General features: G+C 75.6%; 22 protein-coding genes. 9 read left to right on the plus strand and 13 right to left on the minus strand.

Features of this window, described 5'->3' with window-relative positions:
- Positions 1-134: 134 nt before the first annotated feature.
- Complete coding sequence (locus tag K7G61_RS14500; protein WP_225847197.1) at positions 135-1,394, minus strand: aromatic acid exporter family protein; 1,260 nt, start codon at positions 1,392-1,394, stop codon at positions 135-137.
- A 270-nt stretch (positions 1,395-1,664) separates the two neighbouring features.
- Between K7G61_RS14500 and K7G61_RS14505 the strand changes: the two genes are divergently transcribed.
- From K7G61_RS14505 to K7G61_RS14515, 3 genes are all read left to right on the plus strand, one after another.
- Complete coding sequence (locus K7G61_RS14505; RefSeq protein ID WP_225847198.1) at positions 1,665-2,162, plus strand: DUF1990 domain-containing protein; 498 nt, start codon at positions 1,665-1,667, stop codon at positions 2,160-2,162.
- A 193-nt stretch (positions 2,163-2,355) separates the two neighbouring features.
- A complete protein-coding gene (locus tag K7G61_RS14510) occupies positions 2,356-4,779 on the plus strand; it encodes a DUF4139 domain-containing protein (RefSeq protein ID WP_225847199.1) in 2,424 nt (807 codons plus the stop codon).
- A gap of 3 nt (positions 4,780-4,782) precedes the next feature.
- On the plus strand, positions 4,783-6,465 hold the full coding sequence (locus tag K7G61_RS14515; protein WP_225847200.1) for a mucoidy inhibitor MuiA family protein: 1,683 nt from the start codon (positions 4,783-4,785) through the stop codon (positions 6,463-6,465).
- Positions 6,466-6,682: 217 nt separating this feature from the next.
- On the opposite strand, the gene K7G61_RS36440 is transcribed toward K7G61_RS14515, so the two are convergent.
- Both K7G61_RS36440 and K7G61_RS14520 read right to left on the minus strand, forming a co-directional pair.
- Positions 6,683-6,811, minus strand: a complete 129-nt coding sequence (locus tag K7G61_RS36440; RefSeq protein ID WP_263984353.1) for an LPFR motif small protein — start codon at positions 6,809-6,811, stop codon at positions 6,683-6,685.
- 165 nt (positions 6,812-6,976) lie between these two features.
- The gene (locus tag K7G61_RS14520; protein WP_225847201.1) at positions 6,977-7,726 is read right to left on the minus strand and encodes a ribonuclease H; all 750 of its coding nucleotides are present in this window, start codon (positions 7,724-7,726) and stop codon (positions 6,977-6,979) included.
- A gap of 186 nt (positions 7,727-7,912) precedes the next feature.
- Between K7G61_RS14520 and K7G61_RS14525 the strand changes: the two genes are divergently transcribed.
- A complete protein-coding gene (locus K7G61_RS14525; RefSeq protein WP_225847202.1) occupies positions 7,913-9,958 on the plus strand; it encodes a SpoIIE family protein phosphatase in 2,046 nt (681 codons plus the stop codon).
- Between the two features lie 48 nt (positions 9,959-10,006).
- On the opposite strand, the gene K7G61_RS14530 is transcribed toward K7G61_RS14525, so the two are convergent.
- On the minus strand, positions 10,007-11,377 hold the full coding sequence (locus K7G61_RS14530) for an FAD-dependent oxidoreductase (RefSeq protein ID WP_225847203.1): 1,371 nt from the start codon (positions 11,375-11,377) through the stop codon (positions 10,007-10,009).
- A gap of 222 nt (positions 11,378-11,599) precedes the next feature.
- Complete coding sequence (locus K7G61_RS14535; RefSeq protein ID WP_225847204.1) at positions 11,600-12,997, minus strand: PLP-dependent aminotransferase family protein; 1,398 nt, start codon at positions 12,995-12,997, stop codon at positions 11,600-11,602.
- A gap of 47 nt (positions 12,998-13,044) precedes the next feature.
- On the opposite strand from K7G61_RS14535, the gene K7G61_RS14540 reads away from it, so the two are divergent.
- Entirely contained in the window at positions 13,045-14,277 is a 1,233-nt protein-coding gene (locus K7G61_RS14540; protein ID WP_225847205.1) for an MFS transporter, read from the plus strand.
- A gap of 200 nt (positions 14,278-14,477) precedes the next feature.
- A complete protein-coding gene (paaK, locus tag K7G61_RS14545; RefSeq protein ID WP_374204132.1) occupies positions 14,478-15,734 on the plus strand; it encodes a phenylacetate--CoA ligase PaaK in 1,257 nt (418 codons plus the stop codon).
- Between the two features lie 142 nt (positions 15,735-15,876).
- On the opposite strand, the gene K7G61_RS14550 is transcribed toward paaK, so the two are convergent.
- Both K7G61_RS14550 and K7G61_RS14555 read right to left on the minus strand, forming a co-directional pair.
- A complete protein-coding gene (locus K7G61_RS14550; RefSeq protein ID WP_225847207.1) occupies positions 15,877-17,067 on the minus strand; it encodes a flotillin family protein in 1,191 nt (396 codons plus the stop codon).
- Positions 17,068-17,107: 40 nt separating this feature from the next.
- Entirely contained in the window at positions 17,108-17,341 is a 234-nt protein-coding gene (locus tag K7G61_RS14555) for a hypothetical protein (protein ID WP_225847236.1), read from the minus strand.
- 247 nt (positions 17,342-17,588) lie between these two features.
- Here K7G61_RS14555 and nhaA point away from each other — a divergent pair, with 247 nt between their 5' ends.
- Positions 17,589-19,493: a Na+/H+ antiporter NhaA gene (nhaA, locus tag K7G61_RS14560; protein ID WP_225847208.1), complete on the plus strand. Its 1,905-nt coding sequence runs from the start codon at positions 17,589-17,591 to the stop codon at positions 19,491-19,493.
- Between the two features lie 36 nt (positions 19,494-19,529).
- Here nhaA and K7G61_RS14565 read toward each other — a convergent pair whose 3' ends face one another.
- From K7G61_RS14565 to cobF, 3 genes are all read right to left on the minus strand, one after another.
- Positions 19,530-19,760: a DUF6296 family protein gene (locus K7G61_RS14565; protein ID WP_225847209.1), complete on the minus strand. Its 231-nt coding sequence runs from the start codon at positions 19,758-19,760 to the stop codon at positions 19,530-19,532.
- Between the two features lie 128 nt (positions 19,761-19,888).
- Entirely contained in the window at positions 19,889-20,647 is a 759-nt protein-coding gene (locus tag K7G61_RS14570) for a cobalt-precorrin-6A reductase (RefSeq protein ID WP_225847210.1), read from the minus strand.
- Positions 20,644-21,540, minus strand: coding sequence for a precorrin-6A synthase (deacetylating) (gene cobF, locus K7G61_RS14575; protein WP_225847211.1), 897 nt, complete (start codon positions 21,538-21,540; stop codon positions 20,644-20,646). The genes K7G61_RS14570 and cobF overlap by 4 nt, the downstream gene beginning before the upstream one ends.
- Positions 21,541-21,778: 238 nt before the next feature.
- On the opposite strand from cobF, the gene K7G61_RS14580 reads away from it, so the two are divergent.
- Positions 21,779-22,912, plus strand: a complete 1,134-nt coding sequence (locus tag K7G61_RS14580) for a HoxN/HupN/NixA family nickel/cobalt transporter (RefSeq protein ID WP_225847212.1) — start codon at positions 21,779-21,781, stop codon at positions 22,910-22,912.
- Positions 22,913-22,928: 16 nt separating this feature from the next.
- On the opposite strand, the gene K7G61_RS14585 is transcribed toward K7G61_RS14580, so the two are convergent.
- Positions 22,929-23,726, minus strand: a complete 798-nt coding sequence (locus K7G61_RS14585; RefSeq protein WP_225847213.1) for a putative protein N(5)-glutamine methyltransferase — start codon at positions 23,724-23,726, stop codon at positions 22,929-22,931.
- A 360-nt stretch (positions 23,727-24,086) separates the two neighbouring features.
- Here K7G61_RS14585 and K7G61_RS14590 point away from each other — a divergent pair, with 360 nt between their 5' ends.
- Positions 24,087-25,184 carry a chemotaxis protein gene (locus K7G61_RS14590; protein ID WP_225847237.1) on the plus strand — a complete coding sequence of 366 codons (1,098 nt, stop codon included), beginning with the start codon at positions 24,087-24,089 and terminating at the stop codon, positions 25,182-25,184.
- 37 nt (positions 25,185-25,221) lie between these two features.
- On the opposite strand, the gene K7G61_RS14595 is transcribed toward K7G61_RS14590, so the two are convergent.
- Positions 25,222-26,082 carry a hypothetical protein gene (locus K7G61_RS14595; RefSeq protein ID WP_225847214.1) on the minus strand — a complete coding sequence of 287 codons (861 nt, stop codon included), beginning with the start codon at positions 26,080-26,082 and terminating at the stop codon, positions 25,222-25,224.
- A 266-nt stretch (positions 26,083-26,348) separates the two neighbouring features.
- Complete coding sequence (locus K7G61_RS14600; protein ID WP_263984354.1) at positions 26,349-26,756, minus strand: acyl-CoA carboxylase epsilon subunit; 408 nt, start codon at positions 26,754-26,756, stop codon at positions 26,349-26,351.
- Between the last annotated feature and the right edge of the window lie 111 nt (positions 26,757-26,867).

Here is a 26,867-nt window from a genome sequence, read left to right on the forward strand (position 1 = left end):
GCATTGTCCCCCGCGGTACCGACATCCCGGGGAGGCCGGACCCGGGTGGGGGCGGGTGGGGGCCTCGGGTGCCGGGACCGTGACCGGGGCCGGGACCGGACCCGGCTCGGGCGCCGGGCCGCGGGCGCCCGGGGTCAGCGGAAGGCGTTGCGGACCGGGACCTCGGCGCGGCGGTGGACGCCGCGGCCCGCCAGGCGGCGCTTGATCAGCTCCAGCCTGGGATAGCGCTCGCTCATCTCCCGTCCGTACCGGTCGAGCTCCTCCACCAGGCGCTCGGACCGCTTCTCGACGGCCAGTTCGTCCAGGATCCGGTCGACCTCGGCGAGCAGGGCGCCGTGCAACTGCCACTGCCTCGGGTGCCGCTGCACCCCGGCCAGCAGCAGGTCCGCCGCCCGGTCGCGGCAGTGGGCGCTGTCGACGAGCGCCTTCGCCAGCCGGTCCTCCGCCTCCTCCGCGTTGGCCGCCACCTGAGTGGTGATCAGCACGGCGAAGCTCTCGATCGCGTCGGCCACATGCGCGAAGAGCCGCTCCAATTGCGCGGCGATGTCCGCGGGGAACAGGTCGGCCGGGAAGAGGGACTCGTCGGTGCGGTGCTTGGCGAGGTCGGTGAGGGTGCGGAACACCACGCGCACCACCACCGCGCAGATCTCCAGGGTGTCCAGGCCGGTGCGCAGCACGATCCGGGACAGGACGCCCTCCTGCACCCGGGGGTTCCACCGCAGGCTGTCCTCGGCCTGCCGCAGCGAGGCGTCCACCTCGACGATCGCGTGGTCCATCCGGCGGGCCTCGTGGAGGCGGGCGGCGGCACGCTCGACGGGCAGGCGCCCGCCCAGCTCACCGCCGACGTCGCGGAAGAGGCCGCCCATCCGGTCGGCGAGGTTCTCGATGGCCCCGCCGGCCGACTGCACCCACACCGGCGGTGCGAACAGCAGGTTGAACAGCAGCCCCACCACGGCGCCGATCAGCGTCTCCCAGATCCTGTCGAGAGCGGTGTTGGCCACCCGCGTCACGCCGAGCACGAGCATCGCGGAGATGGCCACCTCGGCCTCGAACTCCCCCACCCGCACCACGCGGCCGACCAGCAGCCCGGTGAGGATGATCAGTCCCAGGCTCCACCAGCTCAGCCCCACCAGGGCGCTGAAGCCGATGGCGATCGCCACTCCGACGACGACGGCGGTGATCCGGCGGATGCCGGTGGTGACCGTGGAGTACAGGGTCACCTGGACCACGAGCAGGGCCGTCAGCGGCGCGGTGAGCGGCGCCGGGTGGGGCAGCAGCCAGACGGCGACGGCGTAGGCGATGACGGACGCGGCGGTGGACCGCAGGATCTGGACGGCGGCCGGCTCGGTGCTCCACCGGACCAGCTTGACCACGGGTTCTGGTACGTCGGGCATCTCCTGCCCTTTCCCGCTCTCGGCGATCTCACCGCTCAGCGTAGGTGCGGATCCCGACCGCACCCGGGCGCGGCGCGCGGCGGCGCGGCGTTCGGGGACCGCGGCCGGCAGGTCGGTGCCGCGGGCCCCGCCGCCGCGGCGGCCCGGACGCTGCCCGCCCAGGGCGGACCTCTGACGGACGCCGCCGGCACGTCACGGGAGGGCCGGCCGGGACACGGGGCCGCCCCCGCGCGTGGCGGGAGCGGGGCGTCGGGCTGCTACCTTCCGCGCATGCCCGGCCTCACCTATTCCCGTGTGGGCATGACGGCGGGCGACGGCTCGCCGCCGCCTGACGGGTTCCGCACCCTGCGGGTGCGCGCCTCCCTGCCCGCGGACTCCTACGACCGCGCGGCGCAGGCCCTGTTCACGTGGCGGATGCACCGCGCCGTCCCGTTGCTGCGGCTCTCGGCCACCGCCGCTGAGGCCGCGCCCGGCGTTCGCGTGCTGCTGCGCTGGGGGCCCGTCCGGGCGCCGTGCGAGGTCGTCTGGACGGTCCGGACGCGGGACATGGCCGGTTTCGCGTACGGGACGCTGCCCGGGCACCCGGAATGCGGCGAGGAGGCGTTCGTCCTGCGGCGCGCCCCCGACGGCGCGGTGGACTTCACCGTCTTCGCCATCAGCCGGCACGCGGCCCTCTACCTGCGGCCGACCGGCCGCTGCGGGCACTGGGCGCAACGGGCGGTCGCCCGCCGCTACACCACCGCGCTGCGCCGGCTGGCCGAGCGCTGACCGCGACGGCCGCTGGCCCGGTGGGCCGGCCGGAAGGACCGGGCCACCCGCGGCCGATCCACGCGGTCGGCCGCGCCCGGGCGGGCGCGAGCGCCGCCCGCGGGACGGACGTGTCCGGGCGGGCGACTTCGCTAGGGTACGGACCGAGTTCGGTCCCGGGGTCGGGACGGCGGCCGGGACCAGGGAAGGCGCGGTGGGCGGGGTGGACCGGAGCGGTGCGGGCGAGCCGGACGTGCGGTCCGAGGTGAGGTCGGTCGTGGTGCACGCGGCCGGGGCGGTGTGCACGCGGCGCGCCCGGGTCCTGGTGCCGCGGGACGGCGCCGGCGAGGTCACCGTACGGATCGGCGGTCTGCCGCCCACGCTGTACGAGCGGTCCCTGCGCGGGCGGGTGCTGGGCGGACCCGCGGGGACGCGGGTGACCGACCTGCGGCTGGACGTCTCGGCCCGGGTCCACCGGGGGCAGGACGTGCCGGCCCTGCGGATGGACGTGGAGGACGCCGAGGACCGCCAGGCCGCGCTGCGGGACCGCAAGGAGCGACTGGAGGCCGAGATCGCGCAGGTCGCGGGGCTGCGGGCCGAGCCGCTCCAGCCCCGGCGGGGCGATCCGCCGCGCTGGGCGCCGGTGGAGTCCCTGCTCGCGCTCGCCGGGTTCGTCGACTCCCGGCTCGCCCTGCTGCACGAGCGGTTGCGCACCACCGAGGATCTGCTGGCCGACGCCGACCACGAAGTCGACGTCCTGCGGGCCCGGCTGTACGAGGCGTCGACGGCCGCGGGCACCGGTCGCGCCGAGCCCACCGTCACCGCCGTCGTGACGCTCGCCCTCGGCGGCCCGCGGGAGCGGCGCCCCGGGGAAGGCGCGAACGCGCCGGAGCCCGCCACCGGTTCCGTGGCCGCAGGTTCCGAGGTCACCGGCACCACGGGGTCGGGCCCCAAGGCCGCAGGTTCCGGGTCCGCGGGCTCCGGGGCCACCGACACCTCGGCGCCGGGCGCCACGTCCGGGGCCACCGACACCTCGGCGCCGGGCACTCCCGCCGGGACGGCGACGACCGGCGACGCGGCGACCGGCGGCCCGACGGCCGGCGACGCGGCCACCCCCGCCGACGGCCGCGTCCCGGTCGACATCGACGTCGAGTACCAGGTGCCGGGCGCCAGTTGGGTCCCCACTTACCAGTTGCGGCTGGACGGCGGCGGCGGATCCGGCACGCTCGTGCTGCGGGCCTGCGTGGCCCAGCGCACCGGGGAGGACTGGTCGGGAGTACGTCTCGGGCTGTCCACCGCCGACCTGCTGCGCCGCGCCGACCTGCCCGAACTGCGTTCGCTGCGGATCGGCCGGAGGCAGCAGGAGCCCGCCGCCGCGGGCTGGCGGGAGCCGCCCGCGGGACTCGCCGACCTGTTCGCCGACTACGACGGGGCCGTGGCCGCCCGCCCGGGTATCGCGGACCGCCTCGGCGCCGCCCCGGCCGCGTACCCGCGGGCCGCCGCCCCGGCCCCCTCCCCCGCGGCCGACGTCGCCGCGTCCTTCGCCGGCGCGGCGCCCCCGTACGAAAGCGACGGCGAAAGCGCCTCCTACGGCGGGTTGTTCGGTGCTCCGCCACCGCCCGCCCCGGGCGGTGGCGGAGCACCGCTCCCCGTCGCGGCCGCGCCCGCCGCCCCGGGCGGCCCCCCGCCGGGAGCCGAACCGGCCCCCCGTTTCGCACCCCGGCGCTCGGGTTCCGCCCCGGGCGCGGCGCCCGGAACCGGCGCGCCGGACGGGACGCCGTCCGCGCCGCACTCCCCCTCCGCGGACCTGCTCGACTACGCCCGTCTGACGATCGCGGGACCCGACGCGCCCGAGGGCCGGGGCACGCTGCGGCCCGCGGACGCCGGGACCGGCCCGGTGCTCACCGGGTACCGCCGCGGAGCCGGGGCGGCCCAGGCGCCGGCGCGTCCGGCCCACACGGTCGACGTGCGCGCCTCCGCCGGATCGTTCGACTACCGCTTCGACGCGGCCGCGCCCGTGGACGTCGCCTCCGACGGCCGGTGGCACGTCGTTCCGGTCGAGGAGGTCCCGGTCGTGACCGAGTCGCGGTACGTGTGCGTCCCGTCCGTGGACACCGCGGTGTTCGGGACCGTGCTGCTGACCAACACCTCCGCCCACCCGCTGCTGGCCGGGCCGGCCGACGTGATGGTGGACGGCGACTTCGTGCTCACCGCCGCCCTGCCCACGATCGCGCCCGGCGGGCGGGAGGCGGTCGGCATCGGCGTCGCCGAGAGCGTCCAGGTGGCGCGCCGCGCGTACACGCGCGAGTCCGCGGCGGGACTGCGGGGCGGCACGACCGTGCTCGACCGCACGGTGGAGGTGGAGGTCGCCAACCGCCTGCCGTACCCGGTGGTCGTGGAGGTTCGTGAGCGGATACCGGTGTCGGCCGAGAAGGACGTCCGCGTCGAGGAACACCAGGCGCGGCCCCCGTGGCAGGCGGCGGACGAGCCGCTGGACGGCCGGGACGGCATGTACGTGCGCGGGGCGCGGCTGTGGCGGGTGGAACTGGAGCCGGGGCGGACGACGACCCTCACCGGCGGGTACGAGGTCCGGTTCCCCGCGGGGAAGTCGGCCGTCGGCGGAAACCGGAGGGGCTGAGCGATGACCGCCGAGAAGACCCGGGCCAAAACCCCCGTCGGGACCGGTGCCGCCGGCCTGGACGACGGCACCGACGCCGCCGCGTCCGCGCTGTTCCTGCCGGTCACCGCGGTGACCTGTCTGGAGGACAGGGCGCAGGTCGAGCGGTCCGGCACCGTCGCGCTGGACGCCGGCGTCCAGCGGCTGCGGATCGGCCCGGTGACGCCGCTGACCGTGGACCGCTCGCTGCGCGCCGAGATCACCGCCCCCGGCGGGACCGGCGCCCGGGTGGTGGACGCGCGGGTCGTGCGGTCGTACACGCCCGCGCCGCCGTCCCGCCCGGGACCCGGCGCGTCCGACCTGCGCCGCGAGGTGCTGACACTGGAACGCGAGGTCCGCGAGGCGGAGCAGGCGCGTCAGCGCCTGGAGAGCGCCCTCGCCGTGGTGGCGCAGGCCAAGGCCGAGCTGCACCGCGACATCGCGCAGGGGGCGGGGGCGGGCGACGCCGATCCGGAGCGCTGGGCGGACCGGCTGGAGCGCGTCGACGAGGAGGCCGAGACGCGCACCGGGGAACTGCGGCGGCTGCGGCGGCGCGCGCACGACCTGGACGAGGAACTGCGCGCGGCCCGCGCGGCGCTGGCGGCCACCGAGAACGAGCCGCCGACGCTGACCGCTTACGTCGAGCTGGTGGTGGAGACGGACGCCGCGGGCCCGGCCTCCGCTCGGGTGGTGAACCTGGTGCCGTGCGCGCTGTGGCGTCCGGCCTACCGCGCCACGCTCGCCGCGGACCGCGCCTCGGTGCTGCTGGAGACGGACGCCTTCGTGTGGCAGGACACCGGGGAGGACTGGGACGGGGTACGGCTGACGCTGTCCACCGCCCGTCCCACGCTGGCCACGTCCCCTCCCGAACTGACCGAGGACGTCCTGGTGCTGCGGGACCGCACGCCCGAGGAGCGGCGCACCGTGGAGGTGGACCTGCGCGAGGAGGACGTCACGACGGTCGGCGGCGACTCGCCCGGCGGGGCGGCCGAGGATGCCGGGCCGCGCTCCGGCCCGCTGCCCGGCCTGGACGACGGCGGCTCGGTCCGGCGGCTCACCGCCCCGGGGACGGTCAGCGTGCCGTCGGGCCGCCACCCGCGCCGCGTCCACCTGTCCTCGTTCACCGCCGACTGCCGCGTCGAGGACACCTGTGCGCCCGAGCTGTCGCCCCTGGTGGTGACCACGGCACACTTCCCGAACGCGGCCGGCCACGTCCTGCTGGCCGGCCCGGTGGACCTGGTGCGCGGCAGCGGCTACGTCGGGCGTACCACCCTCCCCTTCGCCGGCGCCGGCGAGGAGGTCCGGCTGCCGTTCGGCAGCGAGGACGCCTTCCGGGTCGTCCGCCACGTCGAGGAGCACCGCAAGACCACCGGCCTGTCGGGTCTCAACCAGCGCACGGTGATCACCCGTACGGTGCGCCTGTTCGTGTCCCGTCTCGACGACCCCGGCCGCGACGATCACCGGGAAGTGGTGATCCGCGAGCGCGTCCCGGTGTCCGAGGTCTCCGCGGTCGAGGTGCGGACCGTGACCGGGCAGTGCCGGCCTGCGCCGGACGGCATCGACGCGGACGGCATCGTGCGGTACGTCCAGAGCCTGGGCGGCGGGGAGCGCCGCGAGATCGCCCTGACCTACGAGATCAGCGCGTCAAGTGCCGTGACGGGGCTGTGATTTCAGCGGAGTGTGAGGTGAGGGGGTCCAACTCCACGGGGCTGTGACGGGGCTGTGAGCCGCCCCGTTCGCCCGCCGGCTCCGCGTGGAACGCCCGTCGTCGGGCACAAGGGGACCCCGGCCGGACGGGGGAGGCCGGCCGGGGCCGATCAGGGGCGGAGTGCCGCGACCCGTGCGGCGCCTCGGCGGCGCGGCGCCCGGGGCGCTCCCGGCGCCGTCACAGGCGGCCGTGCGCGGTGTCCGACGCGCCGCCGAAGAGGCGGGCGACGGCGCGGAACGGCAAGGAGACCACGGTCGCGACGGCTCCGCCGATGGACCGCAGTACGTCCGCGATGGCTTTGAACATGGCCGTCCTCTCCCGCGTTCGGCTCGTCGGCATTTCCTGCCTCGCGGTTCGGCTGCCCGCCGCGCCACCGCCGAAACCATGCCGCGGGCGGCGCCGGCGCTCCGGGCGTCCGGCCGCGTACCGGCCCGCCTGGCGTCCCGTGCTTCGTCCCGGCCGGGGCGGCCGTCAGCGGCAGTCGGGGTGGCCCCATCCGTCGGGGTTCTTGGCGATGAGCTCGCCGGCGGCGTACGGGCGTCCGCACCGGCACCGTCCGGCGTACTTGGCCTTCAGGGTGCGTGCCGGGCCCGCCCCGGAGGACCCCGACGACGAGGAGCCGGACGCCCCGCCGCTGGACGCCCCGCCGCTGGACGCCTTGCCGGGGCGCGCGGAGCCCGTCCGTCCCCCGCCGCCGCGCGGCGCCCGTGAGGTGGTGGCGGACAGCGGCGGTGGGGGCGAGCCCGCGGCGCTGCCCGCCGGCTCCTGGACGACGGCCGCGTGGCTGGCGGCGCGGTCGGCGAAGTCGTTGAGGCGGTCCCCGCCGACCTGGTGGGCGGGGACGTAGCGGAACTCGATGTCGCGACCGCCCAGCAGCGCGTCGATGCGTACGACGAGCTCCTGGTTGGCGACGGGTTTGCCGGCCGCGGTACGCCAGCCCTTGCGCTTCCAGTTGGGCAGCCAGGTGGTGACGGCGTTCATCGCGTACTGGGAGTCCATGCGGATCTCCAGGGGCGCGGCGGGGTCGGCGGCCGACAGCAGGCGTTCCAGGGCCGTCAGCTCGGCGACGTTGTTGGTCGCCACGCCGAGCGGGCCCGCCTCCCAGCGGGTGGGCTCGCCCCCGTCGTCGGCGATGACCCATGCCCAGGCGGCCGGACCCGGATTTCCCTTGGATGCCCCGTCACACGCGGCGATGATGCGCTCAACCACAGCACCGATCATGCCAAGCCGCGGGGGCGGCGGTCACATCGGCCCCACCGTGCCGCCGGTGCCCGCCCGCGGCCGGGTCCGGCAGCCCCATCGGACCGCCGCCCCGGCGTGCTCCGAGTGCGAGGTGGGCGGTCGCGGCGGAGCATGGAACCACGGGACGGGGCGGGACATGATCACAGCCGGGCGAGAGGGCGCCGGATGGTGGGCAAGGCAGGAGACGCTCCGGCGCCGGGCGATCGGACGGACACCGCGGAGCTGCGGCAGATCGAGGCGCTGAACCGGATCGGACCGGACGGCCGGTCGGCGGCGGGCGAGGGGCGGCCGGACGCGGCGGCCGGCCCGGACGACCGGGGGGACCCGGGTACGGACACGGGCGGGGCGGGCCCGGACCCGCCCGTGTCCGCGTCCCCGGCGTCCGCTCCCGGCGGATCCGCGGCCTCCTCCTCGAACGCCGGACCGGGTCAGGACCCGGCCCGCGGCCGCGAGACCCTCCTGCTGGAGACCGGCCACGCGCTGGCGGAGGCCGACCGGCTGGGGGACGGGCTGCGGGCGCTGCGGCGCCTTTCGACCCCGGACTTCCCGCTCGACGGCCTGGTGGTCTTCGGCGTGACCGAGAAGTTCCTGAACGTGCTGGGGCAGAGCGGCTACCGGCGCGGCGGGGCGGAGCAGGTGTTCCGCATGCCGGTGACCGCCCGCTTCCCGGCGACGGAGGTGCTCGGCACCGGCCGGCCGGTCTTCCTGTCGTCGGCGGCGCAGTACAAGCGGCGGTTCGCGGCCACCTGGCCGCTCGCCGAGCGGCACGGCCGCGCCGCGTGGGCCTTCCTGCCCCTGGTGACGGCGGGGCGGCTCACCGGGGTGCTGATGGCGGCGTTCCGTACCCCGATGCGGTTCACCGCGGACGAGCGCGGCCTGCTGGTGGAGGTGGCGCGGCTGGTCGCGCAGGCCCTGGAGCGGACCCGCACCAGCACGGCGGAGCTGGCGCTGTCGCGGGGCCTGCGGCGCAGCATGGGGTCGGCGCCGCCGGAGGAGCCCGGGCTCAGCGTGGCCACCCGGTACGTGCCGACGGGCGGCGGGCTGGTGGTCGGCGGGGACTGGTACGACGTCATCAACCTGCCGGGCGGGCGGCTGGCGCTGGTGATCGGGGACGTCCAGGGGCACGACGTGCACGCGGCCGGGCTGATGGCGCAACTGCGGACGGCCGTGCACGCGTACGCGGCCGAGGGCCACGGGCCGGACGCGGTGCTGGCGCGGGCCTCCCGCTTCCTGACCGCGCTGGACGAGGACCGGTTCGCGACCTGCCTGTACATCGAGGCCGAGCCGGCCGCGGGGATGCTGCACATCGCCCGGGCGGGTCATCCGCACCCGGTGCTGCGGCTGCCGGACGGCACGTGCGTGATCAGGCACGTGCGCGGCGGGCTGCCGCTGGGGCTGATGCCGGAGGAGCACGACTACCCGGTCACCGACCTGGAGCTGCGGTTCGGCGAGATCATGATGCTGTGCACGGACGGGCTGATCGAGACCGGCGGGCACGACATGTTCAGCGGCTGGGTGCGCGTCAGGGACACCATGACGCCCGGTCCCGCGGACGACCTGGAGGGCATGGCGGACCGGCTGATCCGGACGGTGCAGGCGCCGGGGGCGGCGAGCGGCCGGGAGGACCGGACGGCCGGGCGCGTCCCGCCGGAGCTTGACGCGCGGGGGCCCCTGTCGCCTCGCAACGAGGACGACATCGCCCTGCTGCTGCTGCGCCGCGACATCGGGGTGCCCGCGCCCGCGGTACCCGAGCGCCGGCTGATGCTGACGATCGAGCAGGACCAGGGGCAGGGCCTGGCGGAGGCCCGGGCGGAGCTGCAGGCGCTGCTGCACGACTGGGCGCAGCCGGACCAGGTGGACACCGCGGTGCTGCTGGCCTCCGAGCTGGTGGGCAACGTGCTGATGCACACCGACCAGACCGCCGTGCTGTGCGCCTCGGTCCACGGGGAGCCGGGCCGGCGCGAGCTGGTGGTCGAGGTCACCGACCGCGGCGACGAACTGCCGCACCAGCGGACGCCGGGGGAACTGGCGTCCTCCGGGCGGGGCCTGATGCTGCTGGACATCCTGTCCGGCGAGTGGAGCGTACGGCCGGAGTCGGAGGGCAAGACGGTGTGGTTCCGCCTCCAGGAGAACGGGAGCGGCGGGGAGCGGGCGGATCACGCGGGGAACGCGGGGAACGGGGACGGCGGGGGGCCGCCCGCGGCTCGGTGACCGCGCCGGGTGGTGCGCGGCGGCCGCGGCGGGCGGCCCCCCGTACCGTCACTGCCCGGGTCCGGCCGGATCACCGCCGATGCGTTCGCGGAGTTCGTCCGGGCTGAGGTAGGCGTCGCTGTACTCGAAGTCGCGCAGCGTGGCCGGGACGCGGGCCTGGAAGCCGGTGCGGACGAAGTCGTCGCCGGCGAGGGCGTTGAGCACCCAGTTGGTCAGCACGCGGGTCTTGGCGACGTTGGTGCGCAGCGCCGACCAGTGGTAGCCGCGGGCGACGGCCTGGGCGGGCAGTCCGCGCAGTTCGACGCCCAGGGGCTTGGAGACGGCGTCCCTGCCGCCGAGGTCGACGACCAGCCCGAGGTCCTTGTGGACGTACGGCCGCAGCGGCTGCCGGCGGATGGTCGCGATGACGTTGTCGGCGACCCTGCGGCCCTGGCGCATGGCGTGCTGGGCGGTGGGCGGGCAGATGGCGCCCTCCTCGTCCTTGGCCACGTCGGGCACGGCGGCGGCGTCGCCGAGGGCGAACACGCCATCGAGGCCGGGCACGGTCATCTCGGCGGTGACGGCGAGGCGTCCGCGTACCGTCTGCGCGCCCAGCGTGGCCATGAGCGGGCTGGCCACGACGCCGGCGGTCCAGATGAGGGTGCGGGTGGGGACCACCCGGCCGTCGGTGAAGGTCACCTCCTGGGGCCCGGCCTTGGCGACGGACACGCCCAGGGAGATATCGATGCCCCGGCGGCGCAGGATCTCCTGGGCGCTCAGGCCGAGTTTCTCGCCGAGTTCCGGCATGAGCTTGGGGGCGATGTCGATCAGGTGCCACTTGATGAGGGCGGGGTCCAGGCGGGGGTAGCGCTTGACGGCGGCCGTGGTCAGGCGCTGCAGGCAGGCGGCGGTCTCGGTGCCCGCGTAACCGCCGCCGACGACCACGAACTGCAGGCGCGAGGCGCGCTCGGCCTGGTCCTGGCTGGCGTCGGCGATGTCGAGCTGCGATATGACGTGGTCGCGGATGTACGCGGCCTCGGCGAGGGTCTTCATGCCGCGGGCGTTGTCGACGAGCCCGGGGATGTCGAAGGTGCGGGTGATGCTGCCCGGCGCGAGCACGATGTGGTCGTAGGGCTCGTTGACGAGGTCGCCGGTTATCGTGCGGATCACGCAGACCTTCGCCTTGGCGTCCACGCCGATCGCGCCGCCGGGGATGATCCGGGTGCGGTACTTGCGGCTGCGGCGCAGGGAGACGGCGATGGACTGCGGGGTGAGGATGCCGGACGCCACCTGCGGCAGCAGCGGCAGATAGAGCTGGTAGGAGAACGGGGTGACCAGCGACAGGTCCGCCTCGTCGGGGGCGAGTTTGCGTTCCAGGCGTTTGACGCACGCCACTCCGGCGAAGCCTGCGCCCACCACGAGGATCCTCGGTCGTGCCACGGTGTCCGTCCCTTCTCCGGCTCAGGCGGATGATTCCCGCCTGCCCGCCGGACTGCGGCTTCGCACATCTCCGATTCCTACCGCGACCCGCGCGGCTGCGCCAGCCGAGCGTCGAACTGTGCGGAACCGGCCCGTCCGCATACGTCGGCCCGCGGCGCTGCCCGCCGGCCCCCGTCCACGCGGGTACGGTCGCCCGCCCGCTGCCGCCGCCCGCCCGCCGCGTCAGCGCAGCAGGTCCGCCACGGCCGCGATGCCCTCGGGGACGGCGCGCTCGGTGACGTTGCCGAAGCCGAGGACCAGACGGGGCGGGTCGGCGCGGCCGGTGGTGCGGTTGGCGCTCATGCCGTACAGGCCGACCCGGCGGGTCAGGGCCTGCCGGACCACGTGCCGCTCCTCGGCGGTGCGCAGGTGGAGGACGGCGTGGAACCCGGCGGCGAGGCCGGTCAGGCGCAGCTCGGGGGCGTGGCGGGCGAGAGCGTCCACCAGGGCGGCGCGGCGGGCGGCGTACAGGGCGCGCATCCGGCGCAGGTGCCGGTCGTAACGGCCGCATTCGAGGAGCCGGGCCAGGGCGAGCTGGTCGAGGGTGGGCGAACCCCGGTCGTCCAGGTGCTTACCGGTCACGACGAGGCCGACGAGCGCGGGCGGGCACAGCAGCCAGCCGATCCGCAGCGCGGGGGCCAGCGACTTGCTGACGGTGCCGATGGCGACGACACGGTCGGCGGCCAGGCCCTGGAGGGCGCCGACGGGTTCGCGGTCGTAGCGGAACTCGGCGTCGTAGTCGTCCTCGATGACGTACCCGCCCGTGCGCTCGGCCCATTCGGCGAGGGCGAGGCGGCGGTCGGCGGTCATGACGACGCCGGTCGGCCACTGGTGGGCAGGGGTGACGAGGACGGCCCCGGCGCCGGTCGCGGCCAGGGCGGCGACGTCGATGCCGTGCTCGTCCACGGGGACGGGCACGGCGGTCATGCCCGCGCGGGCCGCGGCGGCGCGGGTCGGCCCAGGTGAACCGGGGTCCTCGTAGGCAAGGACGCGCACCCCCGTGGCGGCCAGGGCGCGCAGGGTCAGGGCGAAGCCCTGGGCGTAGCCGGAGCAGACCACCAGGCGCTGCGGGTCGGCGGCCGCGGCGCGCACCCGCCGCAGGTATCCGGCCAGCACCTCGCGCAGCGCCGGGGCGCCGCGCGGGTCGCCGTAGTCGAGGTCGGTGACGGCCATGGCGCGGCCGGCCTCGCGCGTGGCCCACAGCCAGTCGGCCAGCGGGAAGGACGACAGGTCGGGGACGCCGGAGCGGAAGTCGGCGAGCAGCCGCGGCGGGGCGGGCGGCGGCGGGACGGGGGCCGGGGAGGGGCAGGCGCCGGCCGCGACAGTGGTGGCGGCGCCGACACGGGTGGCCAGGTACCCCTCGGACCGCAGTTGGGCGTAGCAGTCCTGAACCAGGCCGCGGGACAGGCCGAGCCGGGCGGCGAGCTCCCGGGAGGACGGGAGGCGTTCGCCGACCTCCAGCCGCCCGGTGCGGACGGCGTCCCTGATCTGGCGTTCGAGCTGCGCGCGCAGGCCCTCGGCGCTGCCGCGGTCGATCGTGAGCAAAAGTTCCGGCGACAGACCGGACCACTCCAGCGGCATGGAAATGGAGCTTACCGGGGGTCCGGTGGGCTCGTAGCGTCGCGGACATGACCACGACCTCCTGTGCGGCGCCCTCCGCCACCGCCCGGCCGCCGCTGCTGAGCCGGGCGCTGCTGCTGCGCTTCGCCACCGTCCTCGGCGCCTCCTCCAGCTTCTTCCTGCTGCTGGCGGTGGTGCCGCTGTACGCCGCCGGGTCCGGCGGTGCCCCGGGCCTGGCGACGGGGTCGCTGATGCTGGCCACGGTGCTGGGCGAGCTGGTTACGCCGCGGCTGGTCGCCCGCTTCGGGTACCGGTGGGCGCTGTCGGCCGGGCTGGCGCTGATGGGCGGGCCCGCGCTCGTGCTGACGGTCTCCGGGTCGGCGGTGTGGATCACGGCGGTGTGCCTCGCGCGCGGCCTCGGCTTCGCGCTGACCGTGGTGGCGGGCGGGGCGCTGACCGCCTCGCTGATCCCCGCCGAGCGGCGGGGCGAGGGGCTGGCGCTGGCCGGGATCGTGTCGGGGGTGCCGTCGCTGCTCGGCCTGCCGCTGGGGGTGTGGCTGGCCGGGCGCGTGGGCTACGGGCCGGTGTGCGCGGCGGGCGGGCTGGCGGCGCTGGTGGCCGTGGCGGCGGTGCCGGGGATGCCCGGCGGCCGGGAGAACCGCGAGAACCGCGAGAACCGCGAAAACCGGGAGAACCGGGAGAACCGGGAGAAGCGGCATGCCGGGGTGGTGGCCGGCATGCGGACGGGGGCGCTGGCCCGGCCCACCGCCGTGTTCGCCGCGACCGCGCTCGGGGCGGGCGTCATCGTGACCTTCCTGCCCGCGGCGGTCCCCGCGTCGATGTCGGGGCTGGTCGCCGCGGCGCTGTTCGTGCAGCCCGCCGCGTCGACGGCGGCGCGCTGGTTCGCCGGCCGGATCGGCGACCGGCGCGGGCCGGCCGGGCTGGTCCTGCCCGGGCTGCTGGCGAGCGCGGCGGGGCTCGCCGTGACGGCCCTGACCGGCAGCGCGACGGCGGTGCTCGCCGGGGTGGCGCTGTTCGGGGCGGGCTTCGGGATCACGCAGAACGCCACCTTGACGCTGATGTACACGCGGGTGTCCGCCGACGGGTACGGCACGGTGAGCGCGCTGTGGAACGTCGCCTACGACGGCGGGATGGGGGCGGGCGCCGTCGGCTGCGGCGCGGTGGCGGCCGGTACCGGCTTTCCGGCGGCCTTCGCGCTCACCGCCGCGCTGATGCTGCTCGCGCTGGGCCCGGCCCGGCGGGACCGCGGGGCACCGGCCCGCTCGGACTCCCGTCCTTGACAGCCCGGGCGGATGCCGGATCATGGACTGTGACGGATCGTACCGAACGGTCGGTCGGCACGCGGTACGCGACACGCGGTACGCGGTACGCGGCGTGCGGCGCGGGCGGGAGCACGAGGGAGAACGGCATGAGCGGCGGCACGGCGCGGGCCCGCGCCGCGGACCCGGTCCCGTACGGACCGCTGGACGCGGCGGAGCGGATGGACCGGGACGAACTGCGGGCGCTGCAACTGGACCGGCTGCGCGGGACGCTGCGCCACGCCTACGAGCACGTGCCGCTCTACCGGCGGAAGTTCGACGCCGCGGACGTCCGTCCCGAGGACTGCCGCACGCTGGAGGACCTGGCCCGGTTCCCGTTCACCACCAAGGCGGACCTGCGCGACAGCTATCCGTACGGGATGTTCGCGGTGCCGCTGGACCAGGTGCGGCGGCTGCACGCCTCCAGCGGGACGACCGGGCAGCCGACCGTCGTGGGGTACACCGAGCGGGACCTGGAGACCTGGGCCGAGGTGGTGGCGCGTTCCATACGGGCGGCGGGCGGGCGCCCCGGGCACAAGGTCCACGTCGCCTACGGGTACGGGCTGTTCACCGGCGGGCTGGGTGCGCACTACGGGGCGGAGCGCGCCGGGTGCACGGTGATTCCCGCGTCCGGCGGCATGACGTCCCGGCAGGTGCGGCTGATCGTCGACCTCGAACCCGAGATCATCATGGTCACCCCGTCGTACATGCTCACGCTGCTGGACGAGTTCGAGCGGCAGGGCGTCGATCCGCGCGGCACCTCGCTGCGGGTGGGCGTGTTCGGGGCCGAGCCGTGGACGGAGGCGATGCGTGCCGAGATCGAGGAGCGGTTCGCCATCGACGCGGTCGACATATACGGCCTGTCGGAGGTCATGGGGCCCGGCGTGGCGCAGGAGTGCGTGGAGACCAAGGACGGGCTGCACGTGTGGGAGGACCACTTCCTGCCCGAGGTGGTCGACCCGCTGACCGACGAGGTGCTCGGCGAGGGCGAGCGCGGGGAGGTGGTGTTCACCTCGCTGACCAAGGAGGCGCTGCCGGTGATCCGGTACCGGACGCGGGACCTGACGCGGCTGCTGCCGGGGACGGCCCGGCCGGCGTTCCGGCGGATGGAGAAGGTGACCGGGCGCTGCGACGACATGATCATCATACGTGGCGTGAACGTCTTCCCGAGCCGGATCGAGGAGCTGGTGCTGGCCACGCCCGGTATCGCGCCGCACTTCCGGATCGAGGTCAGCCGGCGCGGGCGGCTGGACCACATGGCGGTGTTCGCGGAGGCGCGGGAGGGCTTCACCGACCCGGCCCTGCGCGCGGCCGCGGCGGCCTCCCTGGCCGACGGCGTCAAGGAGGGTGCCGGGGTGAGCGCGGAGGTCACCGTCGTCGATCCGGGGACGCTGGAGCGGTCGGTGGGGAAGATCCGGCGGGTGGCCGACCTGCGGTGAGCGGTCGCCCGCGCCCCCTGCCGGGCGCGGGCGGCCACCGCTGCGGCCACCGGCCGAAGCGACCGCCGCCGGCGGTCGGCGACTGCCGCCGGTCGTCGCCGGTTGTCAGCGACTGCCGGCCGTCAGCGACTTCCGGCGGATGTCAGTCGATGTCGACCGAGCCGTCGTCCCGCTTGGCGCCCGGGTCGGTCTTCCGGTCGCCGCCCGAGGCGAAGCCGCGCAGCGTCAGGGCGGAGGAGGGGTTCTGGCCGTCGGCTCCGCCGAGGTTCTTGCGGACCGAGTCCAGGATGGTCAGACCCTGGCTGACCAGGCCGGCGGCGATCTCGCTGAGGCCGTCGGCACCGTTGAGGACGTTGACGTTGGCGCCGGACAGGCCGCCCGCCGCCTCCTTCACGATCTGCGGGAGCTGGTCGATCAGCATCCGCTCCAGCGCCACCCGGTCGTGGGACGCGGCGGCGGCGGCCTGGATGCGCATCCGCTCGGCCTCGGCGACGGCCAGCACCCTGATGCGCTCCGCCTCTGCCTCGGCGGGCTTGACGATCTCCGCCACGAGCTGCTGCTGCCGCAGCTCGGCGGCCTTGAGCGCCAGCTCGGTCTGGGCGGCCAGCACCTCCTGCTGGGCGTGCGCCTGGGCCAGCGGCCCGGCCTGCGCGGCCCTGGCCTGCGCGCGGTCCACCTCGGCGTTGTACTCGGCCTGGACTATGGCGGTCTGCCGGGCGTACTCCGCCTGGTTGCGGGCGGCGGCCTGCTGGGCCTCGACGGAGGCCTGGGTGGCCTGCGCCTGGGCGATCTGCGCCTGCCGCTGGATGGCCGCCTTGTGCGGCGCGGACATCGCCGCGATGTAGCCGGTGTCGCCGTCGTCGATGGACTGGATCTGCAGCGAGTCGACGGTCAGCCCGATCTTGGCCATCTCCGACTTGGAGGTCTCCAGCACCTCGGAGGCCAGCTTCTGCCGCTCGGTGACGATCTCCTCGACGGTCATCGAACCGATGATGGCCCGCAGGTGGCCGGCGAAGATCCGGCCGGTCAGCACCGCCATCTGGTCCTGGTCGGACAGGAACCGCTGGCCGGCGTTGACGATGCTCTCGTGGTCGTTGCCGACCTTGAAGGCGATGACGGCCTTGACGGTCAGGGCGATGCCCTGCCGGGTCACGCACTTCTCGGCGACCTCGGCCTCGCACATGGCCAAGGTCAGGAAACGGGTCTTGCGGAAGATCGGCAGCACGAACTTGCCGTGGCCGGTCACGACCCTGAACGGCGCACCCCCAAGCCCTCGCCGACCGCCCGAGATCAGCATCGCCTCGTCGGGCGCGGGAACGCGGTAACCGAACATCTTGTCTCCTTATGTGCAAAATGTGCACCATGTGCGCGGCTCAGCCGAGCGGGATGTCCAGCGGGTCGGCCCAGGCGATGACGTCCACCTGGCGGGTACCTCGGGACTCCACCACCAGCACCGTCGATCCCTTGGGCAGGGGTTCGTCGGACCAGGCGAGAAAGGCCTCGGTGCCGCCCCTGACCCGCACCAGGACCTCGCCGGGCCCGGCAGGTCCCCGGGTGCCGATCAGCAGCTCCCCCGTACAACCGATCACGGCCTCGTCCTGCGCCATCAACGGCCGCCCCTCGTCGTCCTTCCGGTCATCGCCACCCTTGTCCATCCTCCCACCCGGGGCCCCCGCGCGATCACCTCCGGTCGGTACGGAATACGCGCGCGCGGGCCCCGGCGGTTCCGGCCCCGCGCGGCCGGGCGGCACCGGCGTCGCGGCGGCCGGGGTGTCCGTACTACGGTTCGACACGCCGTCGGCGGCCCTGACGTGCCAGGGTGTGGAACAGACGGACGAAAGTTGAGGAGGCCGGATGCTGCGGGGCTTGGCGTCGCGATGGTCGGACCGGTCCGACCGGGACCGGACGACGGCCGCGTCCGCCTGGGCGTACATCCGCACCGAGACCGGCAGCGCGGCGGTCCTGGTCGCGGCCGCGGTCGCGGCGCTGATCTGGGTGAACGTGGCGCCCGGAAGCTACGCGACGGTGTGGGCCACGCGGCTGGCGGTGCGGCTGGGCCACTGGGGTGTCGACCTGGACCTGCGGGAGTGGGTCAACAGCGGGCTGATGACGCTGTTCTTCCTGGTGGTGGGGCTGGAGGCGCGCCGCGAGTTCGACCTGGGCGAGCTGCGCGACCGGCGGCGCATCCCGCTGCCGCTGCTGGCCGGGATCAGCGGCATGCTGGTGCCGATCGTCCTGTACCTGGCGATCAACGCCGGGCGGTCCTCCGCGCACGGCTGGGGCACCGCGATGTCCACCGACACCGCGTTCGCGCTGGGCATGCTGGGGCTGCTCGGCTCCCGCTTCCCCCGGCGGCTGCACACCTTCATCCTGACCGTCGCGGTGGTGGACGACTTCGTGGCCCTGGTGGTGATCGCCGCCGCCTACAGCACGCGCATCTACTGGACCCCGCTGCTGATCGGCCTCGGGCTGATGCTGGTCGTTCTGGTGGTGCGGCGGTACCGGGTGCGGCGCGGACTGGTGTACGCGGCGCTGGGCGTGGCCGCGTGGGTGGCCTTCCTGCACTCCGGGGTGGACCCGCTGGTGGTGGGCCTGCTGCTGGGCCTGATGTCGTACGCCTACCCGGCCTCCCGGGAGAACCTGGAGCGGGCCACCGGCCTGTTCCGCTCCTTCCGGGAGCAGCCGACCGCCCAGCTGGAACGGGAGGCCAGGCAGGGCATCGCCCAGGCGCTGTCGCCCAACGAGCGGCTGCAGCGGATGTGGCACCCGTGGAGCAGCTATGTGATCGTGCCGCTGTTCGCGGCGGCCAACGCCGGCATCCGGATCAACGCCTCGGTGCTGTCGGACGCCTTCACCTCGCCGATCACACTGGGCATCCTCGTCGCCTACGGGCTGGGCAAGCCGATCGGCATCGTCGGCACCGCCTCGCTGGCCACCCGGCTGAGCCGGGGCCGGATGCGGCCGCCGGTGGGCTGGGGGGCTGTGACGGGCGGCGGCACCATCGCCGGTGTCGGCTTCACCGTCTCCCTGCTGATCGCGACGCTGGCCTTCCACGGCAGGGAACTGGAGGAGGCGAAGATCGGCGTGCTCAGCGCGGTGGTGTTCGCGATGCTCGCCACGACGGCGGTCGCCCTGGTCACCGAGCGGCTGCCGGCCGAGCGCCGGGCGCGGGCTCTGCTGGGCACCGCGCACTCGCTGGTGGACCTCGCCGAGCCCGTCGACCCCGCCCGCGACCACATCCGCGGCCCGCTGGACGCCCCGGTCACGGTCGTGGAGTACGGCGACTTCGAGTGCCCCTACTGCGGGCAGGCCGAGAGCGTGGTGCGCAGGCTGCTCGCCGACTTCGGCGACGTGCGCTACGTGTGGCGGCACCTGCCGCTCACCGACGTGCATCCGCACGCCCAGCTGGCCTCCGAGGCGGCCGAGGCGGCGGCCGAGCAGGGCAAGTTCTGGGAGATGCACGACCTGCTGATCTCCCGGCAGGACGAGCTGAAGTTCAAGCACCTGCTGGCGCACGCCGAGGAGATCGGCCTGGACGTGCAGACCTTCGAGAAGGCGGTCAAGCAGCGCCGGGGCGCCGACCGGGTCTCGCGGGACGTGGACTCGGCGGATCTGAGCGGGGTCTCGGGCACGCCGACGTTCTTCGTCAACGGCCGCCGCCACCACGGCGCGTACGACATCGGGAGCCTGTCGAAGGCCGTGGTCGCGGCCCGCGACCGGGCGATCCTGGTGGACGGGAAGGGCGGGCGGACCCGCTGAGGGCGCTTCGGGGCCGCCCGCGGCGCGGTGGCGCGCTCAGTGCTGCACGCTGCGCACCGCCATCGGAACGCCGGGGGCCTGGTGGCCGCCGCTGGCCATCATGCGGACCTCGCCCTTGGCGCTGATCTCGGCACGCACGATGCCCGTGTCGTCCTCGTAGATGGGGTAGCCGCCCGCTCCGGAACGCTCGGTGCGGTGGACGACGACGACGTCGTCCTCGACGGCAGGGGCCTGGAAGACCAGCTCGTAGTTCTCGGGATAGTCCATTGGTCTGCCTCCCGACCGGGTCGTGAGGGGCCGTACGCAGGTCCATTGTCCCCCGGACGGCGGTCGCGCGCCTGCCGGGGGCGGGCGCGCCGGCCGGTGCGCCCGCGGTGACCGGCGCGGCGCCCGGGTCACCCGTGCGGGTCGGGCGGCGCGGCGCGCCGCAGCCAGGCGAGGGCGGAGGCGGGGTCGGGGGTGAGGGGGACGCCCCGCGGCGGGGGCGGGCGCCGGACGACGACGACGGGCAGGCCGACCTCGCGGGCCGCGGTGAGCTTGGGTTCGGTCGCCCCGCCCCCGCTGTCCTTGGTGACCAGCACGTCGATGCGGTGCCGGCGCAGCAGGGCGCGCTCGCCCTCGGCGGTGAACGGGCCGCGCGCCGGCAGCAGGCGGTGGTGGCGCGGCAGCGGGGGGTGCGGCGGATCGACGGTACGGACGAGGAAGAACAGGTCGAGGTCGGCGAACGCGGCGAGGCCGCCCCTTCCGGTGGTGAGGAAGGCCCGGCGACCGAGGCCGGGCAGCATCGCCGCCGCCTGCGGAAGGTCGTCGGCCCAGTGCCAGCGGTCGCCCGGGCCCTGGGTCCACCCGGGCCGCCGCAGCACCAGCAGCGGCACCCGTGTCCCGGCGGCGGCCCGGACCGCGTTGCCGGTGATCCGCTCGGCGAAGGGGTGCGTGGCGTCCACCAGCGCGTCGATCCGCTCGGCCGCGAGGTACGCGGCGAGCCCCTCCGCTCCCCCGAAGCCGCCGGTCCTGACCCGCCCGGGCGGCAAGCGCGGCTCCCCCACCCGCCCGGCCAGCGAGCTGACCACCTCGTACCCGCCGTCCCGCGCGAGCCGCTCGGCCAGCTCGCGGGCCTGCGCGGTTCCGCCGAGCACCAGCACCCGCCGGGTCACGGCCCGCCCGCCGCCTCACCGTCACCGGCCGGGTCCGCTCCCACGCCGTCACCGGCCGGGTCCGCGGTCGCCGGTCCGGGACCGGGTCCTTCCGGCCCTCCCGGCCCTCCCGGCCCTTCCGCGTCCGCCGGTCCGGCCCTGCGCAGCAGGTAGGTGTCCATGATCCAGCCGTTCCTGGCGCGGGCCTCGGCGCGCGTGGCGCGGATGCGGTCGGCGACGTCGGCCAGGGGGCCGCTGATGAGGATCTCGTCGGGGGTGCCGAGGTAGGCGCCCCAGTGGATGTGCAGGTCCTGATCGGTGAAGCGGGCGAAGGCCTGGTGGGCGTCGAGCATCACGACGACGTCGTCCACCCCGTCGGGCAGGCCGGACTCGGCCAGGCGGCGGCCGGTGGTGATCTGGATCGGGCGCCCCACCTGGTTCAGGCCCGTGCGGTGGCGGGCGGCGAGGGTGGAGACGCTGCTGATGCCGGGCACCACGGTCCAGCTGAACTCGACCTCGCCGCGCGCCTGCACCTCCTGGAGGATGCCCGCCGTGCTGTCGTACAGGGCCGGATCGCCCCACACCAGGAAGGCGCCGCGCTCGTCGTCGGCCAACTCCTCCGCGATCAGTCGCTGGTAGATGCCGGCGCGGCGGCGGCGCCAGTCGTCGACGGCGGCCACGTAGCCGGACGTGGGGGCCGTACGGTCGCGTTCCGGGTCGCGGGCGACCACCACGCGGTGGCCGGGCCGGGCGTGCCGGGCCAGCAGCAGTTCGCGCGCGGCCACGAGGCCGGCCTTGTCCTCCCCCTTGTCGAGCAGGAAGAAGACGTCGGCGCGGCCCATTTCCCGTACCGCCTGCAGGGTCAACTGGTCCGGGTCGCCGGCCCCGATGCCGATGACGTGGATCTCTTTCACGGTCGGGAGTCTGGCACAGGCCCGGAGCGTGCGAGGAGCTGAGGTGCGCCGTCCCGCGCGGGGCGCCCGGCGGGCGCGATCACGTCCGGCGGCGGTGCCGGACATGATCGCGATGCGCCGGCATGGGGCCAGGTCGGCCGGGGTAAGAAGCGGAGGCCCGGCCTTATTGCGAATAAGTTGCAACTAGTAGTCTGACGCGGCAAGAGTTCCGCGGCTGCCCTGACGGAGGACGCATCGCATGACCACCACAGCGCCCCCGGCTCCCGCCGGGTCCCGCAGGCGACGGCTGCTGGACTCGATGACGAGGGCGGAGTGGACCCGGCTCGGCGGCATGTTCGCCTTCATCGTGGCACTGCATGTCATCGGCTGGTTCACGCTGGTGGCGATCGTGGCGCCGCACCACTACCGGGTCGGCACCGGCGCCTTCGGGGTGGGCATCGGCGCCACCGCGTACACCCTGGGGATGCGGCACGCCTTCGACGCCGACCACATAGCCGCCATCGACAACACCACCCGCAAGCTGATGCAGGAGGGCAAGCGGCCGCTCTCGGTGGGGTTCTGGTTCTCGCTCGGCCACTCCAGCGTCGTGTTCGCGCTCGCGGTCCTGCTCTCGCTCGGGATGCGGTCGCTGGCGGGCCCGGTGGAGAACGACGGCTCACGGCTGCACGACGTCACCGGCTGGGTGGGCACCACCGTCTCCGGCGCGTTCCTGTACCTGATCGCGTTCATCAACCTGCTGATCCTGTCGGGGATCTGGAAGGTGTTCCGGCGGATGCGCGAGGGCCACTTCGACGAGGCCGCGCTGGAGGAGCACCTGAACAACCGCGGTGTGATGAACCGGCTGCTGGGCCGGGTGACGCGGACGGTCACCAAGCCCTGGCACATGTACCCGCTGGGCCTGCTGTTCGGCCTGGGCTTCGACACGGCCACCGAGATCGCGCTGCTCGTCCTGGCGGGGTCGGGGGCGGCCTCCGGGCTGCCCTGGTACGCGATCGTGTGCCTGCCCGTGCTGTTCGCGGCCGGGATGTGCCTGCTGGACACGATCGACGGCTCGTTCATGAACTTCGCCTACGAGTGGGCGTTCTCCAAGCCGGTGCGGAAGGTCTACTACAACCTCACCATCACGGGCCTGGCGGTCGCCGTGGCGCTGATCATCGGGACGGTGGAACTGCTCGGCCTGATCTGCGACAAGGCGGGGCTGCACGGCGTGTTCTGGGACTGGGTGGGCGGCCTGGACCTCAACGTCGTGGGCTATGTCATCGTCGGGCTGTTCTTCGCCACCTGGGCGGTGGCCATGGCCGTGTGGAAGTACGGCAACATCGAGGAGAAGTGGTCGGCGGGGCTGCGCCCCGCCGACCGGCCGGTGGAATGAGCGGGCCGCGGGCGGCTCAGGCCCGCGGCCTGGTGCCCGTCACGACCGTGGCCCCGAGGTCCTCGTCGGCGGCCACGGCCGGCAGGAGGCCGGCGTCGCCGACGATCCGGGCGGCGACCGGGGCCTGGCGCTCGCTGGTCTCGAACAGCACCGTGCCGCCCGGCGCGAGCCACCGCGGCGCCTGCGCGGCGACGCGCCGCAGAACCTCCAGTCCGTCCGGGCCGCCGTCCAGGGCCGTGACGGCCTCGTGGTCGCGCGCCTCCGACGGCAGGAGGGCGATCGAATCGGTGGGCACGTAGGGCACGTTGGCGGCGAGGATGCCGACCCGGCCGCGCAGCCCGGCGGGAAGCGGCTCGAACAGGTCGCCCTCGTACACGCGCCCGTCGTACGGCGCGAGGTTGCGGCGGGCGCAGCGGACGGCGGCCGGGTCGACGTCGGCGGCGTGCAGTTCGCTGCCGCCCAGGGCCGCGGCCAGCGCGGCGCCGACCGCGCCCGACCCGCAGCACAGGTCGAGCACCACCGGCCGCGGACCGGCGGAGGCGGCCAGGGCGCGGCCGACCAGGAACTCGGTACGGCGGCGGGGAACGAAGACGCCGGGGTCGACGGCGACGCGCAGGCCCGCGAACTCGGCCCAGCCGAGGACGTGTTCCAGCGGGAGCCCGGCGGCCCGCCGCCGGGCCATGGCGGCGACCTCGCGCGGGTCGCGGGCGGCGGCGATCAGCAGGCGTGCCTCGTCCTCGGCGAAGACGCAGCCGGCCGCTCGCAGGGTGGCGGTGACGGTGGCTTCGAGGGCGGGTGTGGCGAAGTGCGGCATGGAGACCTTTCGGGAAGCTGCGGGCGCTCCCCGGTCCCGGTCCGGCGGTCTCGTCGCGGTCGGCTCAGAGCGCGCGGCCCGGCGGCGGGGGAACCCGTCGTGGACTGGCGGTGATCGGTCCCACCTCCTCGGCTCTCGCGCGGTTCACGCGTACGCGCCGTACGCGGGCCGTACGCGCTGCGGCGCACGTGCGCGCCCACGGTACCGCACCCGCGGATCGGGCCCGCGAACGCGTCCCGTTTCCCGCCCGCCCCACGGCTGCGGCTGCGGATGGCGCCGCATTGATATATCCAGGAAGGGACAAAAGAGACCTGTGAGGGGATTCGCACGTAGTCGCCGGAAAGGTCCGCCATGCCGTCCATGCACCAGCCGCTGACCCCAGCCGCGCTCGCCGAACTGCGGCGCCCGCGCAAATACCCGGCCGTCTCGGTCCTGCTGCCCACCCACCGGCGCGAGCCCCCGCAGTTCCAGGACTCCGTACGCCTGCGGAACCTCCTGGAGGAGGCCAAGGACGCCGTGCACAACGACCCGGAGGTCTCCCGTTCCGACCGGATCGACGTCATCAACCAGCTCGACCAGGCGGGCTCCGAGGTGGACCTGACGTACGCGGAGGACGGGGTGGCGATCTTCGCCGCGCCGGGCGAGCACCACGTCTGGTCGCTGGACCGCCCGGTGCCGCCGCGGGTGCTGCTCGCGCAGACCTTCCTGACCCGCAACCTCGTCGCGGCCCACGCCGCCAACCAGCCGTTCTGGGCGCTGGCGGTGTCCGGCGACATCGCGACCATGTGGAGCGGCGGCCGCGGCCGGCCGCCGGAGAAGATCGACAGCCACTTCCCGGTGGAGCGGCCACGGATCTCCTTCGACCCGGAGCGGCAGGAGCGGATAGGCGACACGCCGGGCACGTTCGGCGGCGAGGACAGCCGCCGCTTCATGCGCGAGGTGACCGAGGCGACCGCCGCCGTCCAGGCCGCCGACCCCCGGCCGCTGTACGTCATCGGGGACACCGAGGCGCTCGCGGCGCTCGACGAGGCGGGTCCGGTGGTCAAGGAGGCGGTGGCGCGGATCCACCACGGCGGCCTGGCCGGCGGGCCGGGCGAGGCGCTGCGCAAGGTGCTCGACGACGCCGCCCGCGCCCGGGACGAGGAGCAGGTCGGGGAGGTGCTGGACAACCTGGTCGCGGCCCGTGGCCGCAAGTCCTTCGCGGGCGGCGTCGACGAGGTCTGGCAGTCGGTCAACGAGGGCCGCGCCGCGCTGGTCGCGATCGAGGACGACTACCGCGCCATCGTCCGCCCCGAGGGCGACCACCTGGTGCCCGCCACGCCCGACGAGCGCGGCGCCCGCGAGGACATCGTCGACGAGATCGCCGAGCAGGCCCTGGACACCGGCGCGCGCGTCCACTTCGTGCCCGACGGCTCGCTGGAGGACTCCGGGCACATAGCGGCGGTGCTGCGCTACTGAGCGCGCGTACGGGGTACGGGCCGCCGCGCGGCGCCGGCTACGACGACGTCGTCGTGACGTCCTCCAGTGCCAGCCCCACGGGCAGCGGGCCGCCGCCGACGAGAGCGGCGAGGTTGCGGGCCGAGGCCGGGGTCAGACCGCCGATCCGGGCCGTGCCCGCGGTGTCCTCGGCGGTGACGGCGGGCGCGGACACCACCGCGCCGTCCACGAGGAAGGCGAGCCGGTTCGCGGGCGCGGGGCGCCGGGCGAGCCCTGCGGTGAGGGCGGCGAGCGCGGCGCGGCCCCTCGCCGTGAACCGCAGCTCCACGGCCCAGCCCCCGGCCGTGGAATCGGCGGCGGTCGCGCCGCTCACGGCGGTCCCGTCCAGGGCCGCGGGACCCAGGACCAGCTTCTCGGCGCGGCCGGCCGGACCGCCGCGGCGGCACGCCACGGTGGGCAGCCGCGGGGCGGCGGACGCCGGCGTGTCCGCCGTGTCCGCCGTGTCGCAGTCGAGCGCCGCGTAGCGCTGCCGCAGGGCGGTCGGCACGGCCGCGGGATCGAGGACCGGGCGGAACACCGCGTCGCCGGTCGCGGCGATCTGCCGCAGCGCGTCCGCGGCGGGGCCGGACGCCGTCACGGTGACGGTCGCACCCCGCACCGCGACGACGGGGCCGTCCAGCCCGAACGCCGCCGCCCGCGCCCTGAGCACCCCGGCAACGCGCCGCATCAGCGCGGCCTCCGGAGCCGCACCCCGGGGACCGGCCGCCCGATACGTCGCCGTCGTCCGCCCGGCGACCGACACCGCGGGTCCGGGCGGCGCCGCCGCGTGCCGCGGGTCCTCACGGACGGGTTCGGCCCCTGTGCCGGAGGCGCAGCCGGCCAGTACGGCGCCGAGGACGGACAGCACGGCGAGCGGCATCGCCCTCGTTACCCTGCGGTGACGACTCATTGACTCAGTGTGACGGATGGAGAGTGCGCGGGGCGCCCGCCCGCGGGCATGTCACCGGAAGGTGGGGTTCCCGGGCGGCCGGGTTTCGTCCGGGAACGCGATGGGCTCCGGATGCCGCGCCCGGCCGGTGACACGCGAAAAGCGGCCCCACGCGCCGGAACGGGCGCGTGGGGCCGCGGACATCGTGGCGCCGTGGCGGCGCGGGGTGTGGTGGTGCGGGCGGCGGAGGTCCGCGGTCAGCCCGCCAGCAGGTCACGGGCGTCGGCGTTCCAGGCGCGGGCGCCGGAGAAGCCGGTGACGCGCCAGCGGGCCGCCGCCCGACGGGAGGTGAGGGCCTCCCCCGTCCCGGCGGCGCCGCGCACCGCGGCGGCCCGCGCCAGCAGGACCGCGGTGACGGCGGCGATCTCATCGGCCGAGGCGGAGCCGCGCACGACCCGCAGCAGGGGCACGACGAGCGGGGCCTCGGGCGGCTCGGCGGCCACCGGCGCCTTCGCGGCGGCCGCCGGGAACCCGTTGGCCGGCGGGCTCCCTTGCGCCGGGATCGCCGCCGGGGCGAGCCGCACGGGACGCGGACCCGCGCCAGGGGCCGGAGGGGGAGCCGCGGGGGTCGCGGGAGCCGGTGCGACGGCGGTGGTGGCGGGCATGGGCGTGGGTACCCCTTCTCGGTGGACGGCGGTGGGACGGCTCGGTGGAAGACGCCGGGACGGACGGCAGGCAGGCGCGGCCGGGGGTGCACCGGTGCGGCGTACTCCCCT

It is taken from the genome of Streptomyces sp. HPF1205, assembly GCF_020400825.1.
Lineage (GTDB): Bacteria > Actinomycetota > Actinomycetes > Streptomycetales > Streptomycetaceae > Actinacidiphila.

What these genes read in the sequence shown, in the direction of transcription:
- K7G61_RS14590 (WP_225847237.1), top strand. Translation starts at nt 24,087, where the DNA reads ATGCACCAGCCGCTGACCCCAGCCGCGCTCGCCGAACTGCGGCGCCCG.
- K7G61_RS14565 (WP_225847209.1), bottom strand. Translation starts at nt 19,760, where the DNA reads ATGGACTATCCCGAGAACTACGAGCTGGTCTTCCAGGCCCCTGCCGTC.
- K7G61_RS14535 (WP_225847204.1), bottom strand. Translation starts at nt 12,997, where the DNA reads ATGCCGCTGGAGTGGTCCGGTCTGTCGCCGGAACTTTTGCTCACGATC.
- K7G61_RS14520 (WP_225847201.1), bottom strand. Translation starts at nt 7,726, where the DNA reads ATGATCGGTGCTGTGGTTGAGCGCATCATCGCCGCGTGTGACGGGGCA.
- K7G61_RS14540 (WP_225847205.1), top strand. Translation starts at nt 13,045, where the DNA reads ATGACCACGACCTCCTGTGCGGCGCCCTCCGCCACCGCCCGGCCGCCG.
- K7G61_RS14525 (WP_225847202.1), top strand. Translation starts at nt 7,913, where the DNA reads ATGGTGGGCAAGGCAGGAGACGCTCCGGCGCCGGGCGATCGGACGGAC.
- paaK (WP_374204132.1), top strand. Translation starts at nt 14,478, where the DNA reads ATGGACCGGGACGAACTGCGGGCGCTGCAACTGGACCGGCTGCGCGGG.
- nhaA (WP_225847208.1), top strand. Translation starts at nt 17,589, where the DNA reads ATGCTGCGGGGCTTGGCGTCGCGATGGTCGGACCGGTCCGACCGGGAC.
- K7G61_RS14505 (WP_225847198.1), top strand. Translation starts at nt 1,665, where the DNA reads ATGCCCGGCCTCACCTATTCCCGTGTGGGCATGACGGCGGGCGACGGC.
- K7G61_RS14500 (WP_225847197.1), bottom strand. Translation starts at nt 1,394, where the DNA reads ATGCCCGACGTACCAGAACCCGTGGTCAAGCTGGTCCGGTGGAGCACC.
- K7G61_RS14580 (WP_225847212.1), top strand. Translation starts at nt 21,779, where the DNA reads ATGACCACCACAGCGCCCCCGGCTCCCGCCGGGTCCCGCAGGCGACGG.
- K7G61_RS14550 (WP_225847207.1), bottom strand. Translation starts at nt 17,067, where the DNA reads ATGTTCGGTTACCGCGTTCCCGCGCCCGACGAGGCGATGCTGATCTCG.
- K7G61_RS14595 (WP_225847214.1), bottom strand. Translation starts at nt 26,082, where the DNA reads ATGCCGCTCGCCGTGCTGTCCGTCCTCGGCGCCGTACTGGCCGGCTGC.
- K7G61_RS14555 (WP_225847236.1), bottom strand. Translation starts at nt 17,341, where the DNA reads ATGGCGCAGGACGAGGCCGTGATCGGTTGTACGGGGGAGCTGCTGATC.
- K7G61_RS36440 (WP_263984353.1), bottom strand. Translation starts at nt 6,811, where the DNA reads ATGTTCAAAGCCATCGCGGACGTACTGCGGTCCATCGGCGGAGCCGTC.
- K7G61_RS14600 (WP_263984354.1), bottom strand. Translation starts at nt 26,756, where the DNA reads ATGCCCGCCACCACCGCCGTCGCACCGGCTCCCGCGACCCCCGCGGCT.
- K7G61_RS14585 (WP_225847213.1), bottom strand. Translation starts at nt 23,726, where the DNA reads ATGCCGCACTTCGCCACACCCGCCCTCGAAGCCACCGTCACCGCCACC.
- K7G61_RS14515 (WP_225847200.1), top strand. Translation starts at nt 4,783, where the DNA reads ATGACCGCCGAGAAGACCCGGGCCAAAACCCCCGTCGGGACCGGTGCC.